Annotated in this window: 14 protein-coding genes; 6 read left to right on the plus strand and 8 right to left on the minus strand. The window is 36.5% G+C overall.

Features of this window, described 5'->3' with window-relative positions; translation table 11 throughout:
* Positions 1 to 22: 22 nt before the first annotated feature.
* The 5 genes from C7D53_RS18815 to C7D53_RS18835 all read right to left on the minus strand — a co-directional run bounded on the left by C7D53_RS18815 (position 23) and on the right by C7D53_RS18835 (position 4,928).
* Entirely contained in the window at positions 23 to 907 is an 885-nt protein-coding gene (locus C7D53_RS18815; RefSeq protein ID WP_106917947.1) for an LpxL/LpxP family acyltransferase, read from the minus strand.
* A 100-nt stretch (positions 908 to 1,007) separates the two neighbouring features.
* A complete protein-coding gene (locus C7D53_RS18820) occupies positions 1,008 to 1,262 on the minus strand; it encodes an acyl carrier protein (RefSeq protein ID WP_047377388.1) in 255 nt (84 codons plus the stop codon).
* Between the two features lie 4 nt (positions 1,263 to 1,266).
* A complete protein-coding gene (locus tag C7D53_RS18825; protein ID WP_106917948.1) occupies positions 1,267 to 2,487 on the minus strand; it encodes a beta-ketoacyl-[acyl-carrier-protein] synthase family protein in 1,221 nt (406 codons plus the stop codon).
* 107 nt (positions 2,488 to 2,594) lie between these two features.
* A complete protein-coding gene (gene fabG, locus C7D53_RS18830) occupies positions 2,595 to 3,326 on the minus strand; it encodes a 3-oxoacyl-ACP reductase FabG (protein ID WP_106917949.1) in 732 nt (243 codons plus the stop codon).
* Between the two features lie 81 nt (positions 3,327 to 3,407).
* The gene (locus C7D53_RS18835; protein ID WP_185126715.1) at positions 3,408 to 4,928 is read right to left on the minus strand and encodes an HAL/PAL/TAL family ammonia-lyase; all 1,521 of its coding nucleotides are present in this window, start codon (positions 4,926 to 4,928) and stop codon (positions 3,408 to 3,410) included.
* Between the two features lie 98 nt (positions 4,929 to 5,026).
* Here C7D53_RS18835 and C7D53_RS18840 point away from each other — a divergent pair, with 98 nt between their 5' ends.
* A complete protein-coding gene (locus C7D53_RS18840; RefSeq protein WP_106917951.1) occupies positions 5,027 to 6,283 on the plus strand; it encodes an NAD(P)/FAD-dependent oxidoreductase in 1,257 nt (418 codons plus the stop codon).
* A gap of 34 nt (positions 6,284 to 6,317) precedes the next feature.
* Here C7D53_RS18840 and C7D53_RS18845 read toward each other — a convergent pair whose 3' ends face one another.
* The 3 genes from C7D53_RS18845 to C7D53_RS21220 all read right to left on the minus strand — a co-directional run bounded on the left by C7D53_RS18845 (position 6,318) and on the right by C7D53_RS21220 (position 10,106).
* Positions 6,318 to 6,929: a hypothetical protein gene (locus tag C7D53_RS18845; protein WP_106917952.1), complete on the minus strand. Its 612-nt coding sequence runs from the start codon at positions 6,927 to 6,929 to the stop codon at positions 6,318 to 6,320.
* A 75-nt stretch (positions 6,930 to 7,004) separates the two neighbouring features.
* Positions 7,005 to 8,297: a phenylacetate--CoA ligase family protein gene (locus tag C7D53_RS18850; RefSeq protein ID WP_106917953.1), complete on the minus strand. Its 1,293-nt coding sequence runs from the start codon at positions 8,295 to 8,297 to the stop codon at positions 7,005 to 7,007.
* 126 nt (positions 8,298 to 8,423) lie between these two features.
* Positions 8,424 to 10,106: a M23 family metallopeptidase gene (locus tag C7D53_RS21220; protein WP_106917954.1), complete on the minus strand. Its 1,683-nt coding sequence runs from the start codon at positions 10,104 to 10,106 to the stop codon at positions 8,424 to 8,426.
* A gap of 234 nt (positions 10,107 to 10,340) precedes the next feature.
* On the opposite strand from C7D53_RS21220, the gene C7D53_RS18860 reads away from it, so the two are divergent.
* The 5 genes from C7D53_RS18860 (at position 10,341) to C7D53_RS18880 (ending at position 17,769) form a co-directional block, all read left to right on the plus strand.
* A complete protein-coding gene (locus C7D53_RS18860; RefSeq protein ID WP_162926222.1) occupies positions 10,341 to 13,019 on the plus strand; it encodes a hypothetical protein in 2,679 nt (892 codons plus the stop codon).
* Between the two features lie 8 nt (positions 13,020 to 13,027).
* The gene (locus tag C7D53_RS18865) at positions 13,028 to 13,348 is read left to right on the plus strand and encodes a hypothetical protein (RefSeq protein WP_106917956.1); all 321 of its coding nucleotides are present in this window, start codon (positions 13,028 to 13,030) and stop codon (positions 13,346 to 13,348) included.
* Positions 13,349 to 13,611: 263 nt separating this feature from the next.
* The gene (gene ileS, locus C7D53_RS18870; protein WP_106917957.1) at positions 13,612 to 17,007 is read left to right on the plus strand and encodes an isoleucine--tRNA ligase; all 3,396 of its coding nucleotides are present in this window, start codon (positions 13,612 to 13,614) and stop codon (positions 17,005 to 17,007) included.
* 58 nt (positions 17,008 to 17,065) lie between these two features.
* A complete protein-coding gene (locus C7D53_RS18875) occupies positions 17,066 to 17,446 on the plus strand; it encodes a TraR/DksA family transcriptional regulator (protein WP_045501318.1) in 381 nt (126 codons plus the stop codon).
* Between the two features lie 77 nt (positions 17,447 to 17,523).
* Positions 17,524 to 17,769: a DUF6576 domain-containing protein gene (locus tag C7D53_RS18880; protein ID WP_106917958.1), complete on the plus strand. Its 246-nt coding sequence runs from the start codon at positions 17,524 to 17,526 to the stop codon at positions 17,767 to 17,769.
* The last annotated feature ends 4 nt before the right edge of the window (positions 17,770 to 17,773 follow it).

Raw genomic sequence — 17,773 nt, forward strand, 5'->3', positions numbered from 1 at the left:
TTAGAGGGTAAAAATAGAAAAATTAATCAACATCATCCCAAAAATCAAAATAATTGAACCACTGAAGAGGATATTTCTTTATCATGGTTTCAAGATTTTGGACATAGGATTGTAAAAGCCCTTGTGAATCACGGTTTTTGATATTCTGTGCTACTCTTGCATATAAGTGATAGTGAAGATTGTTTTCTTTCATCACATAAACATACACTACAGGAACCCCCAATCGGGAAGCAATAAGAAACGGACCTGCCGGAAATTTCGCACTTTTTCCCAAGAGGTCTGCCTCAAGATATTTGGATCCTTCAAAATAACGATCTCCTGTAAAGCAGATAAGCTCGTTGTTTGACAAGGCCTGATTGATCTCAAAGATATGCGACATATCTTCTTTCACGTAGATGAATTTGATATTGCTTTCTTTTACGGCAACACTTTCCAGGTATTCTTTAATAACTGTAACCTCCTGGTCTGTAGTAACTAAATTAATCTGACAATCGAAATCGATGTCTGCAAAGAAATGTTCTGCAATCTCAAAATTTCCGATATGGGCACTGATAAGAACGCCTCCTTTTTTTGCTGCCAAAAGATTTCTGAGATTTTCAATACCATCGAACTCATAGGTATATTTTTCTCTCAATCCTGCAGATATGGCTGTTTTGTCGATCAGAACTTTACCGAATGTAAAATAGCTGTTAAAAATGGAGCGCTTGGCTTTCCAGTAACTGTAGTTTAGTCTTTTCTGGAAATAATAACGAATATATCTGTTGCTTTTTTTCTGAAACAGAACGTAATAGGAAGCCACAAAGTACAATATGAAATATGAACTTCTGATCCCGATATTTCTAATACACCAAACGAATATTCTGTATCCCAGTACCGTTCCTTTAGATTTACCTTTCCACTTGTTCATAAATAGAATTTACCAATATATATACCAATGTAACAATATCTGTGAGTAGACTCTTATATCATTACATTGGTACATTTTAAAGAATAGATTTACTTAATAACTATGCGTTTTTTTCAGCAATCTTATTTTCAATCGTTGTGTAGAAATCATCAAATGTTACCATCTTCTTGAAGTCGGCTTCTCCTAATTTCACTCCGAAATTAGATTCAATTACTACTACCATATCGATATAGTCCAGGCTGTCTAAGCCCAGTGTATTTTTAAGGTTGGCATCATTACTGATTTCGTCTCCGTCAACTTCGAATTCGTTTACTAGAAAATCATTAACAATAGCAACAATTTTTTCCCTTTCCATGTTTTTAATCAAATTTTTTAACTATTAGTGCAGAATTGGTTCCCCCAAACCCAAAAGAATTCGACAAAAATACATCAATTTTTTGATTTTTTGTTTTGGAGACTAAATTTATCCTTTGCGCTTCATTATCAGGGTTTTCCAGATTTATATTTGGAGCTACAAAATCATTCTGCATCATCAGAATTGAGTAGATAACTTCACTTGCGCCTGCCATCCAGCACTCGTGTCCGGTCATGGATTTCGTAGAACTTACCGGAACTTCACTTCCAAAGATCTCATATATTGCTTTTGCTTCATTGGCATCCCCAATGGGTGTAGATGTTGCATGAGCATTAATGTAATCTATATCTGAAGCTTTTAAACCTGACTGTTTCAGGGCTCTGTCCATAGCTAGGGCCGGGCCATCCACATTCGGGGTTGAAATATGTCCTCCGTTGGATGAGAATCCATATCCTATAATTTCTGCAAGGATAGGGGCACCTCTTCTTTGTGCAGATTCCAGGCTTTCAACAATTAAGCTAGCAGCTCCTCCACTTGGAATTAAACCATCTCTTTCTGCATCGAAAGGTCTTGATGCCTTGGCAGGCTCATCTTCTCTGGCTGAGAAAACGCCTAATCCATCAAAACTTGCCATGGAATATTTATTGGTTTCCTGAGCTCCACCACAGATAATCATCTCCTGAAAACCATTCTTGATCATCATATAGGCAAGTCCCAAGGAATGCGAACCACTTGCACATGCTGCACTGATGGTAAGGTTGATGCCTTTTAACTTGAAAATTGTAGAAAGGTTCATCGTCACTGTTGAATTCATTGATTTAAAGATCGCTCCCGATCCCATCAATGTGGTATCTTTCTTTTCCCTAGCAATGTCGATAGATTCTACCACCGCCTGGGAAACACTGTCATTTCCGTATAAGATTCCCACTTCATGGGTATCTAAAAAGGTTTCATCAAGATTCGCCTGCTTCAAAGCGTCAAGGGTAGCAAGATAAGCATATTCGCTTTCCTCACCCATACTCACACGTTGGCGTCTGTTTAAGAGATTTTTCAGATCCGGTTTTGGAACAACGCCTGTAAGTCCTGATCTGAACCCGAATTCTTTTCTATCCTGATCTAAAACAATACCGGATTTTCCTTGGTATAGGGATTCCCTGACCTCTTCTAGAGACGTCCCAATGCAGGAATAAATCCCCATTCCGGTAATCACAACCCTATTTTCCATTTATTTATATTGAATTTAACAATGTATCAGTCTAGCCATGTAACAATATTTTCATTGAGATTCAATCCACATTTTTACACTGGTACATTGGTATATTGTTAGATTATTTATGAGTAAATTCCGCCGTTAATATTAATCACTTCTCCTGTAATGTAGGATGATTTTTTAGAGGCTAAAAAGGCTACTAGATCTGCAACTTCTTCTGCTTCTCCAAATCTGTTGGCGGGAATCATTGCTTTCAGCTCTTCTTCATTGAACTCCTGAGTCATATCTGTTCTGATAAAGCCCGGAGCTACTGCATTTACTGTAACATTTCTTTTGGCGACTTCCTGAGCAAGGGCTTTTGTAGCTCCTACTAAAGCTCCTTTAGCTGCAGAATAATTGGTCTGTCCTGCTGTTCCTTTTACTCCGGAAACAGAAACCATATTGATGATTCGTCCGTATTTGTTTCGAAGTAATTTCTGAATAAAAAAGTTGGTTACATTGAAGAATCCGTCTAAGCTGGTGTTGATTACGTTATTCCAGTCTTCCTTTTGCATCCACATAAACAGGCCGTCTCTTGTAATTCCTGCATTATTAACGATAACTTCTACCAAAGCCTCAGGATTTTTCTCCTGCCAAGCTGTTAAAACATTTTGTACCTCCTCAGTATTTCCTACATCAAATTTAAGGATTTCTCCTGTAGCGCCAAGTTCTTCTACTTTAGCCAAGGTTTCTTTTGCTGCAGCTTCGTTTGAAGTGTAGTTGATAAGGATGTGATAGTTTTTCTCTTCAGCCAGTTTTATACAGATTGCCCTCCCGATTCCTCTGGAGCCTCCTGTTACAATTGCACATTTCATGCGTTAGTGTTTATTTCGTTTTTAGTTTTTTTAAGTTAGCTTATTCCTTGTTTACTATAGACAATTCATCCTCGTTAACAATTACATCGCCTTTAAATATTTCTTTACTTCCTCCATATATGGATACATCACCATATCATCAGAAAATGCAGGAATAATTTTTCTTATATCATCATATAATTCTTTGGTTGATGATGATACTTTATCCTGAAAACCAAGATATTCAACCGCCTGAATAATTGTAATGGCTTCAATGGCCAATACTTCAAAAGCGTTTTCAATGACTTTTCTGCAGATTACCGCTGCATTTGTTCCCATACTAACGATATCCTGATTATCATTATTATTCGGAATACTGTGAACATACATAGGGTTAGACAGCATCTGGCTTTCTGCGGTAGTAGAAGTTGCTGTAAACTGCACCCCCTGCATCCCGAAATTGAACCCTAATTTACCTAAATTTACAAAAGGAGGCAATATTTCGTTGATTTTAGCATTCAAAAGATAGTTTAACTGTCTTTCGGCAAGCATGGTAAGCTTAGTTACTACAATTTTTAGTTTATCCATTTCCAAGGAAATATAATCCCCGTGGAAGTTTCCTCCGTGGTAAACATGCTGGTCTTCTACATTGATAATCGGATTATCATTGGCAGAATTAATTTCATTTTCAAGAACTTTTTCGGTGTACTCCAATGTATCTAACACGGGTCCTAAAATCTGAGGAACGCATCTTAGGGAATAATACTCCTGTACTTTCTCTTTGAATACTTTTTCCTGTTCTTCAAAATGGGTATATAAGTGATCTTCTCTTTTTCTGATCAGTTTACTGTCTGCTAGGTGTGCACGCATTCTTTCTGCCACTTTTTGCTGACCGTAATGTTTTTTTGTTCCGTTCAATGCTTCTGATAAATGATCATCATAAGCCTGTACAATTTCATTGATTGCACAAGAAAGTCTAAGAGAAATATCCGTTAACTGATTTGCTTTATAGGCATTTACAATACCGATCCCTGACATTACGGAAGTTCCGTTCATCAAAGCAAGACCTTCGCGGATCTCTACTTTTATCGGCTCTAATCCTTCCGTTTCAAAAACCTCTTTGGTAGATTTTCTTTCTCCTTTATAAAATACTTCTCCTTCTCCAATCAATACCAAAGCCAGGTGAGCCAGCTGAACAAGGTCTCCGCTTGCTCCTACTCCTCCATGTTCAAATATCAATGGGGTAATATCTCTGTTGATTAGTTCCTGAAGAAGATAAATCACAGATTCATGCACCCCTGAATTTCCTAGTGATAAAGTATTCAGTCTTGCCAGCATACAGGCTTTCACTTCCTGAGCAGGCAAAGGGTTTCCAATTCCTGAAGAGTGGCTTCTAATAAGGTTATATTGAAGCTGATGAGTATCTTCATCACTGATTTTGAATTGAGCCATTGGCCCAAAACCGGTATTCACACCGTATATTACTTTATTTTTTGAAAATTCCTTTAAAAACTGAAAACTTTTATCCACTCTTGACAAAAGTGATTCATCCAGTTCTATTTTTTCATTTCCAATGATAATTTTTTGAAAGTCTTTCAGTTCTAAAAAGTTATTTATTTTCATCAATTAAAAGTAATAGTTGATAATTTTGTAAAATATTAATTATTTGTCACTAATTTTGCGGCAAAGATAAAAGTTATTATTAAAATAAAAAATCAAAGATGGGCAAAGAATTTGTTGACGTTCTTGTAATCGGGGCTGGACCTTCCGGATGCGTGTCTTCTTCATACCTAAAGAAGAACAACGTCAGCGTAAAAGTTGTTGAAAAAACAAAGTTTCCAAGACTGGTAGTTGGAGAAAGCTTAATTCCAAGGGTTATGGACCACTTTGATGAGGCCGGACTTTTCCCTGCATTAGACAAAATGGGCTTTGAAAAAAAGCTGGGAGCACGTTTTCTTCGCGGTGATGAAGTTTGCATTTTTGATTTCAGCAACAAATTTGGGGAAGGCTGGGATTGGACCTGGCAGGTTCCTAGAGCTGATTTTGATAATACACTTGCTCAGGAAGTTATTAACAAAGGGGTTGACCTTGAATTTGAGTCTGAGGTTATAGATATCAAGTTTGAAGGAACAGATTCTATCACAACAATCAGGAATAAAGATGGGGAAACCAAGGAAATCCATGCCAAATTCGTTATTGATTCGAGTGGCTACGGAAGAGTATTACCTCGTTTATTAGATCTTGAAAAACCATCTAAACTTTCTCCTCACTCTGCCATCTTCTCTCATGTAGAGGACATCAACAGAGAACCCGGTGAAGAGGGAACTTTGATTTCCTTTGATATTATTGAAACAGAGGTTTGGCTTTGGGTAATTCCTTTTTCCAATGGAAATACCAGCTTAGGAATTGTAGGGCCAACTGATTATATTGAAAAACTATCTGAAGGCGGAGATACTGCTGAAGCTTTAAGAAAGGCGATTTCTCTTTCGGATTATTACGTAAAACGTTTTGGTGATGTAGAGTTTCTTTTTGAACCAAAACATTTAAAAGATTATTCTTGCTCTGTAAAAAGCTTGTTTGGTGATGGATTTGCGTTAACAGGGAATGCTTCTGAGTTCCTTGATCCTGTTTTCTCATCGGGAATGGCCTTTGCCACAGAATCGGGGATGTTGGCTGCAAAACTGGCATTAAGACAATTAAACGGAGAAAAAATAAACTGGCAGACTGAGTATACGGATTACATCCTGTATGGTGTAGATGTTTTCACAACATATGTAAAGGAATGGTACACCGGAAATCTTCAGGAACTTTTCTTCCACCAACCGGAAAACCCTGATGTAAAGAAAAAAATATGTGCTGTTTTGGCAGGATATGTCTGGAATAAAGACAATCCATTTGTAAGAAAACATGATACTGTTATCAAGAATCTTGCAAACCTCATCAAACTGGAAAAACAGGAACAGCAAAATCAACAATAAGAAAAACGGTCTGAAAATTCAGACCGTTTTTTTATTATTTTAAAGATTTCTTTATTTTCTTCCCAAGATACCTTCCGGCAGATTCATAAGCCCCGGCAATTCTTCCATATTCCATTACCATCTCGTCATTATTAACAAATCTATCAAACTTATTGAGTTCTACTTCCGCTAAAACGACTGAAGGGTTGCTTGTTTCAACTAATTTTATTTTACCGCTTATTTCTGCTGTCATCATCGTTAATCCTGCATGCCAGCCCGGGAATATCCATTTTGTCTCCAATAGCAGGGTATATTTTGATGAAATATCCTTTTTAAAAAAACTCTCTTTATAGGTTTTATTTAATCCTTTTGAAAAATATCTGATATACTCTTCGTTTTTATACTTTTCCCATTCTGTAATCCATGTTTTCCATGCTTCCTCTCCTCTTTTAGGATTATCCAGGACTTGTTTTTTTCTGTTTTCCAGATATTGAGTTTCTGTAATATTTTCCTTCATCAATAATACATCCTCAAATTTCAATTCTACATTGACTTCAGTCTGATCTTTTAAGACTTCAAAACCACCTGAAACAACACTCATTTTCTCTTGTCCAAAAGCTGCAGTTGTCATCATAACCATGAACACCAGCAGAAATAATTTTTTCATAATTATAGTTTTCTATTTAAGCTGGCAAAGATATTATAAAAAGTGATTTCTACCCTTTTGTTACTTTAATTTAACCTATCTTAAATCTATAAATGTAATGGGCTTTCTGCTGTTTGGATTAAAGACTGTTTTGGATAAGATATTAAAGTCTATGACTTCAATCTTTGGACTTACCCTTAATTTTGCACGGAAATGGTCTCTTACTTCACTTACAAAATTTTCATTTTCCTGTTCAGTACTTACCTTGATAATAATCTCATCCAATCCTATTTCGTTGGACTGAATTACGATCTGATAGCATAAAATATTATTAAAATCATTCAGAATATCGTTCATTGCCGGCGGATACAATGTTGTTCCCTTATACTTGATCATTTGTTGTTTCCTTCCAATGACAGGGCCAAGCCTCATTGTATTTCTACCACATTGGCATGGCTCATAGTGAGCTTTTACAATATCTCCTGTTTTAAACCTCAATAAAGGAATTGCTTCTACCCCCAAAGTTGTAATAGTCAATTCACCACTTTCGCCTTCTTCCACAACATTTCCTTCATCATCCAGAATTTCTGTGATAATGAGTTCGGGGTGATGATGCCCTCCTTTCTGAAACTCACACTCAGTAAAAGCTGTACTCATTTCTGTAGAGGCGTAGGTAGAAAAGAGTTTAATGTTCCACTTTTCCTTGATCTTCTGAGAAAGAATATTATCTGTAAAATCCTGATTTTTGATGCTTTCTCCGATGCATACGGCTCCGTAAACACTTGAATTTTTATAATCCAATCCGTGTTTCTCGGCATAATCAATCATTTTTAGTAAGAAAGATGGAACGGTAATCAGGTATTTTGGTTTATACCTAAAAATAGAATCCCATTGTAATTCCGGAATTCCGGGGCCCATTCTGACTACACTTGCGCCCATTTTTCTTAATCCTAAAAAATAAGCAAGTCCTGCCATAAAGCGTTTATCAATAGTAGTGATCATCTGCACCACATCTCCTTTCCGGATTCCAGCGCAGGCAAAAGATATTGCTTCATTGTAAGCCAGTCTTTCAAGATCACCGTCAGACAAACCAAAAGTCACCGGATCCCCCAAGGTTCCGGAAGTGGTACTGTAATCTACAATTTTGTCTGGGGGAATACAGAAAAAATCGTGATTATACTGCTGTAGGTCATTCTTGGTGGTGGTAGGGATTTTTTGCAGATCATCTAAGGTGCGGATCTCTGCAATATTGATATTATGTTCTTTAAACAACCTCTGATAAAAAGGTGAATTACCCTCAAGATACACCAAAAGCTTCTGGAGTTTTTCTTCCTGAGTGCTTTTTATTTCCTGAGGATTAGACTTTTCGATGAACGGATGAAATTCCAATGATTTTAATTTTAAGCAAATTTATTAATTTGTAGAATGTTTTGATGTAAAATATGGCAATGATTTTCAGTTGTGAATGTATACTGAAGTCCATGGCTGATGAAAATCCAGGATTATTACACCATTTTATCTTTGAAATGTAAATGTTTGTGTATTTGTATTTCCAGCTGTATTCACTGTGGTTATTTTCAAAGTATGTGATCCCGATCCTTTTGGGCATTTTTCATCAAAAACATAAACAAAATCATCCTTTACACGAGAAAACCGAAGCCATTTTCCATCCAGCTCTGCCCGAAATGAAACAATATCACCAATTTTTGTCTTCCCTTTTAAACGTAAAGAGCCCCCATTAATGACTGCACCGTCTTTCCATCCAGAAGAAACTGAGGGTAAACCATTATCCAATATCAATTTTGCGGTACCTAATCTATTGAATTGTCCTTCGGCCTGCTCACCATTCCATTTTCCTTTTACCACATTGGTATCACTTCCATAATTAAGGGAAATAACTACTTTATCTTTCTCTTCTTTGGTTAGTTTTCTTGTTGGTTTTATTTTCAAAGTGTAATTATCATGAACTGGAATGTAGGGACTATTTAATATAATCGCATTGGAAACGGCATCTGCATCAGGTTTTTCATACAAATTAAAATTCACGGCATCATAAACAGCATTTTTACTGAAAACAATTTCTGCATTCTCAGAGCTAATAGTTTTTCCATCATTGGGAAGAACAGTTTTTGTGGTGGAAGAAATCTGATCTCCTACTTTATTGAGCTGAACCTTTGTGATTAATCTGCTGGTATTTCCTTTTACATCTTTTAAAACAATTTCAATATTGTGAACTTCCTCATCCTGAAGATTAATAACCCCTGAAAGATTAGGAATGCTATAGTTTTTCAGTTTCATTCCCGGCAATGCAGATAAATGCTGAATCCCTATTTTATCTCTGATAAATTTGGTGTAATCTATACAGCCATTCAGATAGCGGGTATCATCATAACTGACTTTATCAATGGAAAAACTATAAATCAATTTTCCATCCATCAATAATTCTGCCTGATAAATACCTAGATTAAATCCTTGATTGGCTTTATCCACGGCTTTAATCCCAAAACTTATTGTGGGAGAATTTACCCTCACAACATCTGCGGTATAAGTACTACCCGCTTTTTTGACAGCCACTCCGTTAGCTCCGGGTTCATAAGTACTGAAACGACGATCATACCAATACAAGCCACTAATAATGGGTGCTACAGAATCGGGAATAGCAAAACCGAAAAGCAGGGGATTAAGACATTCTTCTGTTTTGGTATCCCTTATTTCAAAATGTAAATGCGGGCCGGCCGAGCCTCCTGTATTTCCACTTAAGGCTATCAATTGCCCTTTCGTAACCGGAAACTGTCCGGGCTGAAAAGTAATATCCTGCTCCCACTTTTCTTCTTTGTACTGTCTTTCTTTTACATATTCATCCAGTTTATCAAAATATTTGTTCAAATGGGCATAGGCCGTAGTGTATCCGTTGGGATGGGTAATGTAAACTGCATTTCCAAAGCCATATCGTTCAACTTTTATTCGGCTCACATAGCCGTCTGCTGCTGATACTACGGATAGGTTTTCCCTGCTGTTGGTTCGCAGATCCAGTCCCATATGGAAATGGTTGGTTCTTACCGCTCCGAAATTGGCAGCCAGCTGCATGGGAATATTCAATGGATTACGGAAATAATTTTGCGGATAATTATTCTGAGCCTGGAAAAGGATGCTATTGATCATACAAGCAAAAAGCATCAGTTGATAAAAGATTTTCATACAGCATTTGGGTTTAAACGTCTATTAAATGTACAAAATTCTGGCCAATAAGTGATTGTTACAATTATCCTTTTTTTTAATCACTTTTATTTTTACACGCCATGTTCTGTCGCTCCCGGCATTGATATTTGCATCATAAAGGTTCAGATGAAAATTCACGGAGAATTCCTGTTTGTCTGAAGTTATATTCCAACAACCAAAACATGAAAATAGTATTAATGAAAAACCTTAAAGATGAATTTTAAAGATCCTTTAGCAAGTATGGACGATTTTGACAGCATAAGTCGGGAAATATGGGCAGATATGAAAGGAGAAAAGATTGTAACCAATTCTGTAGAACCTTTCTTTACCAACCTGTGGGTAGATGAAAGAAAGCTTTTCAGGCTACTTTCTTCTTCAACAGATTTCAATACTTACCTCTTTGATGCAAAGAAGAATTTTATAGACTATTCCCAAGAAGTAGAAAAAGTAAACCTGAAAGAAATACCCCCTGCTAAAATTGACAACGTAAGAGTGAAGACCAAGATGATTGAAAAATTGGTCATCCAGGAGCCTCAAATAGATGAAAAACAGTTTCAAAATTCTTTTTTAGAGCGTATTGATAAAAAGGTATGGCTCAATGTGAGTCCCGGTTATATTGATCCTAAAAACTACACCCATCATACAGAGATAGGAATTAGGGAAAGAAAAATAGAATGCACCATTAATATCCCTTATCGTGAATATAAAAGGGAAGCCACACAAACTGTAATAAACGAAGTAGAAACCACGATAGGCTATGCTTCGAAATCCCCTGACGCCATAAGAATTAATCTTAGTGATGTGGAAGATTATATGGATGTTATCACTTATCTTTTTCCTTATCATCGGGAAATGGCACAAGTGGGTCTCATTGCTCATTTTGAAGAAGCAGGAAGTGGACTTACTACCATGGATGATCTGATGTTTTTCTACAATCAGCTTCCTAATTTTGCCCTGACAGGGGTGGACTACAAAGGAAAGGCAAAAAAACTTTCTGATCAGATGTTATGGGATCATTTTTTACAGTTTTTAAATTATGATTCTCAATTGATTCGTGATGTAGATTCAATTGGTAAAGCCGCCGCTTTGGCAGTAGAGCCCTTCAGAGACAAAAGCCGATATGCGATCCGTATTCTCACAGCAATTTCCGGAGAATTCGTTTATAAAAAAATTAAAAACGACCCTAAACTCATTCTTCATATTTATCATTCTTTAGACGGAGAGAGTGTCTATATGGGAAAAGGTATTATTTCGGATACCAATCAGGTAGCTCACGGGCAAATGTTTGAGAACAAAGAACTTTTTGCTATTTACGTAACGGCTTTCATGCAGGCTCAACATGCAATGGATGATGCTCATCAGCCTTTACAAACAGGAAGTCTTTTCGCATTTGGAGTTAGTAGAGATTCTGATACGATAGAAAGACATTGTGAGCTTACAGGATATTTTATGGAAGGAGATCCTGACAATATTGTAACGCTGATTAATACTGTAAAAGTCTGGAATCTAAAAACGAAGAAAATTGAAGTTGAGAATGAAATTGAAAATGGGGAGTTCAGACCATTGGATATGCTGCATCTCAAGGTCTATGAAAAAGCAAAACTTCCCTCCGGTAAGATTCAAACTATTGAAACAGATACTGAAGTTCCTGCGTTATTCCTTTATCACATCGCACAAAAGAAAGCGGCAGAGGATGCGCTAAGGTGTCTTCGTGTTGCAGCCGATCTGATGGTTATATCAGCCAGTCTTGCAACTATAGAATCCGGTGTCTCAGGATTGCCTTTATATGTAGCTTATGCAGATATCGGGGTTGCTCTTTCAGATTTTTATATAGAGGCTCAACTCAGAGATGAGCTTAAAATGACCACCAAAGGGAAAAAGCTTTTAGAGTTATGGGATGATATCTATATGGTCCAAGGCACCACAAGTGCTATGGTGAGTATGTTGCCTAAAGCAGAAAAAGCACTGGATGCAACAGTAGAAGTATTATATACCTCCAGATATCCGTCTCAGCAGAAAAGTCTAAAGAAATTAATTGAAAATACATTATATTCGTTTCCTTTAAGAAATTATTCTAAAAAAGGATTAACAGCTCTTTCAAAAGACGGCATAAAAAGCATTACAGAGCATTCTTCTGATTTTGAGAAGCTGAAAGTGCTTTTTGTGGAGAATGCGGAGAAAGAAGTAGGTGTAATCCATAAAGGGAAACTACTTTCCCAGGGAAAATCTCCCGCAAGAACCAATATTTTTTTAGATTATCTCTATAGAAGAGCTGGGGGGAATTTAGGTAAGCTTGAAGAAGAGTTTAGCAGGCTTGCCGGGATGGCGGAGAATGTACCCGTTTCTGAAAACATTATAACGGTAGAGAAGTTTGAGGCAGGATTGAAAGCTCTTCAGGAAACTAAAATCACCTCCGAAAATGCAATTGATTTTATTGATGAAGCCAGAATTTATTTTAACCATAAAATTATGGCAAATGCAAAAGGGGATAAATTTATTGTAAAAATAGCTGACCATAACTGTGTAGAAGTAGTAAAAGTTATAGATCATTTTTTTAAAACAGGAAAAATTAATACTGCTGCTTTTTCAGAAGCTCAAGATATGTGGACAGGTCTTAGTATATGGTTTCAAAATCAATATGGAATTACAAGAGGTCTTGAATATCTAAAAAGTGTTGGTCTTCTACATGCAAGAATGGCCGATAATGAAACAGGCATTCTCGTATGTATAAGAAAAGCAGGAGGTGAAAACCATGTAATAAATGTTGTGAAAAGAGCTGGCAGTAGAAATGCGGATTTTATAGAGGGGCAAACGATTGATGGCCTCATAAACTTAAGGATAGAGACTGGTCCTTACAAAGAATTTAAATACATGAAAACCAATAAAAATTAATAAAGATAATGCTAACAGAACAAGAAGTAATACAGATTGCAAAAATTTATGTAAAAGAAAGAAGTGAAAAAAGCGGGTTAGATCTCGTCATTCTGGAAGATAGATGCATTAAAAAATCTTATGGGGTAATATTTCGATATAATACAAAAAAATATAATGATACAAGAAACGATGATGATAATACATTAATGGGGAATGCCCCTTTCATAGTTCAAAATAGTAATGGTAAAATTATATTGCTTGGAACAGGAAGAGAAATAGAATATTACATCCAAGAATATGAAGCAGGAAGATGGCCGGATATGCCCAGACTTAGCGACTTTCAATAATTTACAGCCACCTTCGGGTGGCTTTTTTTTATAGATAAAAAACAGTTTATATCATAAATAAAATAGCTTCAATTTTATGCTCAAAAGAGTTAGAAATATCCTCTTATTCTCTATTCATCATTCGCTTTTTCTTACTTTCTTCATTTATATTTCTGAAATTGAACTTTTTAATAGAAATTACCTCAATAAAACATATCTTATAAACCGACAAAATTTAGTAAATTTGCAGACTTAATTTATCAACGAATATTGAGATATTTACAATGAGCCAATTTAAAGAATACAAAAACCTCAACCTTATTGACGTAGCAGAGAATGTAGCGGAATTTTGGAAACAAAATAAAACTTTCAATAAGAGTGTTGAGATTCGTCAGGGTAATCCTGAGTTTGTTTTTTATGAAGGTCCACCTTCAGCAAACGGTATGCCTGGAATTCACCACGTAATGGCAAGAGCATTGAAGGATATTTTCTGCCGTTACCAGACTCAAAACGGAAAGCAGGTTTTCCGTAAGGCAGGCTGGGATACGCATGGTCTTCCTGTGGAACTGGGTGTAGAAAAAGAATTAGGAATCACTAAAGAAGATATTGGTAAAAAAATCTCTATTGAAGATTATAATAAAGCATGTCGTGAAGCAGTAATGCGATATACAGACGTTTGGAACAACCTTACCGAAAAAATCGGATATTGGGTAGATCTTGACGATCCGTATATCACGTACAAATCAAAATATATGGAAACCGTTTGGTGGTTGTTGAAGCAATTATACGACAAAAGCTTGTTGTATAAAGGTTACACCATCCAACCCTACTCTCCAAAAGCAGGAACAGGGCTTTCTTCTCACGAATTGAACCAGCCAGGAACGTATCGTGATGTTTCAGATACCACCGTGGTAGCTCAGTTTAAAGTGAAGAAAGATTCATCTGCTTTATTCAATGATGTGGACGGGGATGTACATATCCTTGCATGGACGACCACTCCTTGGACGTTGCCTTCCAATACGGCACTTACAGTAGGTAGAGATATCGAATATGTTTTGGTTAAAACTTTCAACCAATATACATTTGAGCCTATAACAATTGTATTATCCAGCGTTCTTTTACCTAAGGTTTTCGGTAAGAAATATGCTGAGGGTACAGATGAGGATTTTGCAAACTATACTCCAGAAACTAAGGTAATTCCTTTCAGAATTTTAAAAGAATTTACCGGAGAAAAACTTGTTGATACAAGATATGAACAATTAGTTCCTTGGTTTACGCCCAACGACAATCCTGAAAATGCATTCAGAGTAATTTTAGGAGATTTCGTAACAACAGAGGACGGTACAGGTATCGTACACACTGCCCCTACTTTCGGTGCAGATGATGCAAGAGTAGCTAAGATGGCTCAGCCTGAGATCCCGCCAATGTTGATAAAGGACGAAAATGACAATCTTGTTCCATTGGTAGATCTACAAGGTAGATTTATTCAGGGAGAAAATGTTCCTGAAGTTTTCTCAGGAAAATACATCAAGAATGAATACTATGATGAAGGAACTGCTCCTGAGAAATCTTGGGATGTAGAACTTGCTATCTTATTAAAAATAGAAAACAAAGCCTTCAAAGTAGAGAAATATGTTCACTCTTATCCACACTGCTGGAGAACAGACAAGCCTGTATTGTACTATCCGTTAGATTCATGGTTTGTAAAGATGACCGCTGTAAAAGACAGATTGGTTAACTTAAACAAAGAGATCAACTGGAAGCCAAAAGCTACCGGAGAAGGACGTTTTGCCAACTGGTTAGAAAATGTAAACGACTGGAACTTATCTCGTTCAAGATACTGGGGTATTCCGTTGCCTATCTGGAGAACAGATGATCTGAAAGAAGAAAAGATCATAGGCTCTGTAGAAGAACTATACAACGAAATTGAGAAATCAATTGCTGCAGGATTAATGACTGAAAACCCGTTTAAAGGGTTCATTATCGGCAATATGTCTGAATCAAACTATGAGCTTGTAGATCTTCACAAAAATGTAGTGGACAAAGTAGTTTTAGTTTCCGAATCAGGAAAAGCGATGAAGCGTGAAAGCGACTTGATCGACGTTTGGTTCGATTCAGGTTCTATGCCATATGCACAGTTACACTATCCTTTTGAAAATAAGGAATTAATTGATAACAATAAAGCTTTCCCTGCAGATTTCATCGCAGAAGGGGTTGACCAGACTCGCGGATGGTTCTATACCCTTCATGCAATAGGAACCGCTGTTTTTGATTCTGTTGCTTATAAAAATGTAATGAGTAACGGTCTTGTTTTGGATAAAAACGGACAAAAGATGTCAAAACGTTTAGGAAATGCTGTAGATCCATTCGAAACATTATCCGTATACGGACCTGATGCTACCCGTTGGTACATGATTTCCAACGCCAATCCTTGGGAAAACCTGAAGTTTGATATTGAAGGAATTGATGAGGTTAGAAGAAAGTTCTTCGGAACACTTTACAACACTTATTCATTCTTCTCTCTATATGCAAACGTTGATGGATTCAACTATTCAGAAAAAGAAGTGGAAAACCGTCCGGAAATTGACAGATGGGTTCTTTCCGAGCTTAACCTTCTTATCAAGGAAGTAAAGGCATTCTATGAAGATTACGAACCTACAAGAGTAGCAAGAGCAATCAGTACGTTTGTGAATGATAACTTGAGTAACTGGTATGTAAGATTATGCAGAAGACGTTTCTGGAAAGGAGAATATTCAGATGATAAAATCTCTGCTTACCAGACTTTATATACCTGTCTTGAAGTAGTGGCTAAATTATCAGCTCCTATTGCTCCGTTCTTTATGGATCAATTGTATCAGGACCTAAATAAAGTAACCGGTAAAGAAAACTGTGAATCTGTACATTTAACAGACTTCCCGGTAGCTGATGAAAGTTTAATCGATCAAGATCTGGTTGAAAAAACACACTTAGCTCAGAACATTACCAGTATGGTGTTTTCTTTGAGAAAGAAAGAGAATGTAAAAGTTCGTCAGCCCTTACAAAAGGTATTGGTTCCTGTATTGGATGCTAAAACAGAGCAGCAGATCTTAGCTGTTGCAGACCTTATCAAGCAGGAAGTCAACGTAAAAGAACTACAGTTAATTAATGCTGAAGAAGCATCTCATTTAATTGTAAAACAAATAAAGCCCAACTTCAAAGCTCTTGGTCCTAAATTAGGAAAAGACATGAAGGTGGTAGGTGCCGAAATCAGTAATTTTAGTACAGAACAGATTGCCGGTCTTGAAAAAGAGGGAAAACTTGACGTTCAGGGATATGAGATCACGCTTGATGACGTGGAAATCTCTACAAAAGATATCCCGGGATGGACGGTAACTTCCGACGGAAAAACTACTGTGGCATTAGATTTGACGTTAACCGATGAGTTAAAATCAGAAGGTATCGCAAGAGAATTCATTAACAGAGTTCAAAACCTGCGAAAAGAGAAAGACTTTGAACTGACAGACAAGATCAATATCTTCATTGAAGAGAATTCACCATTCCTTGAAGATGTAAAGAAAAATGAGGAATATATTTCTTCTGAAGTCTTGTCAAATAAAATAGAAATTGTATCTTCACTTTCAAATTTTAACGAAATCGAAATAGATGAAGTTAATTTTAAGATAAATGTCGAAAAAAAATAACATGTAGTTATTATATTTCAAATTCCATTTCATAATTTTATTAAAAAAGAGAAAGAATATGTCAGACGAAAGAGTTAGATACAGCGATGCTGATTTACAGGAATTTAGAGCGATCATTAAAGAAAAAATAGAAAAGGCGGAGAAAGATCTTCAGCTAATCAGAGAAAGTTTCATCAATGACCAGAATAATGGAACAGATGACACTTCACCTACATTCAAAGCATTTGAAGAAGGTGCAGAAACTTTGAGTAAAGAGCAGAACTCTATTCTCGCAGGAAGACAGGAAAAATTCGTTCGTGATCTTAAGAATGCTTTAATCAGAATCGAAAACAAAACATACGGTGTATGCAGAGTAACAGGGAAATTGATTCCTAAGGAAAGACTTTTAGCCGTTCCTCACGCTACGCTGAGCATTGAAGCGAAAAATATGCAGAAATAGCCGTAAGGTTTTAAAATAATATTGGGTTTATATAGTATTTACGGATACTTTATAAACCTAATTTTTAATGTATACCCATGAGCGAGGTCTTAATTTTGATAATCATCGTTGCAGCAGTTTTACTGTTCTTCAACAGGGAATGGATCAAAAACAGGTTTTCCCCGGAGAAGCACACCAACTACACCATTGATGATCAGTTTAATTCTGACAAACGTGAAAGGGAAAAAGAAATTGACAGACTTTTGAGTAAGATGGGCAAAAACGGAGTCAATGACTTATCAGAAAGAGATAGAAAGCGACTCGACGAATTGTCCAAAATGTAAAAAT

It is taken from the genome of Chryseobacterium aurantiacum, from assembly GCF_003020585.1.
GTDB classification, from domain to species: Bacteria; Bacteroidota; Bacteroidia; order Flavobacteriales; family Weeksellaceae; genus Chryseobacterium; species Chryseobacterium aurantiacum.

Excerpts from the sequence above, each read along its gene's own strand:
- fabG (WP_106917949.1), bottom strand. The coding sequence starts at position 3,326 with ATGAAATGTGCAATTGTAACAGGAGGCTCCAGAGGAATCGGGAGGGCA.
- C7D53_RS21220 (WP_106917954.1), bottom strand. The coding sequence starts at position 10,106 with ATGAAAATCTTTTATCAACTGATGCTTTTTGCTTGTATGATCAATAGC.
- C7D53_RS18820 (WP_047377388.1), bottom strand. The coding sequence starts at position 1,262 with ATGGAAAGGGAAAAAATTGTTGCTATTGTTAATGATTTTCTAGTAAAC.
- C7D53_RS18835 (WP_185126715.1), bottom strand. The coding sequence starts at position 4,928 with ATGAAAATAAATAACTTTTTAGAACTGAAAGACTTTCAAAAAATTATC.
- C7D53_RS18875 (WP_045501318.1), top strand. The coding sequence starts at position 17,066 with ATGTCAGACGAAAGAGTTAGATACAGCGATGCTGATTTACAGGAATTT.
- C7D53_RS18860 (WP_162926222.1), top strand. The coding sequence starts at position 10,341 with ATGAATTTTAAAGATCCTTTAGCAAGTATGGACGATTTTGACAGCATA.
- C7D53_RS18880 (WP_106917958.1), top strand. The coding sequence starts at position 17,524 with ATGAGCGAGGTCTTAATTTTGATAATCATCGTTGCAGCAGTTTTACTG.
- C7D53_RS18845 (WP_106917952.1), bottom strand. The coding sequence starts at position 6,929 with ATGAAAAAATTATTTCTGCTGGTGTTCATGGTTATGATGACAACTGCA.
- C7D53_RS18815 (WP_106917947.1), bottom strand. The coding sequence starts at position 907 with ATGAACAAGTGGAAAGGTAAATCTAAAGGAACGGTACTGGGATACAGA.
- C7D53_RS18865 (WP_106917956.1), top strand. The coding sequence starts at position 13,028 with ATGCTAACAGAACAAGAAGTAATACAGATTGCAAAAATTTATGTAAAA.
- ileS (WP_106917957.1), top strand. The coding sequence starts at position 13,612 with ATGAGCCAATTTAAAGAATACAAAAACCTCAACCTTATTGACGTAGCA.
- C7D53_RS18840 (WP_106917951.1), top strand. The coding sequence starts at position 5,027 with ATGGGCAAAGAATTTGTTGACGTTCTTGTAATCGGGGCTGGACCTTCC.
- C7D53_RS18825 (WP_106917948.1), bottom strand. The coding sequence starts at position 2,487 with ATGGAAAATAGGGTTGTGATTACCGGAATGGGGATTTATTCCTGCATT.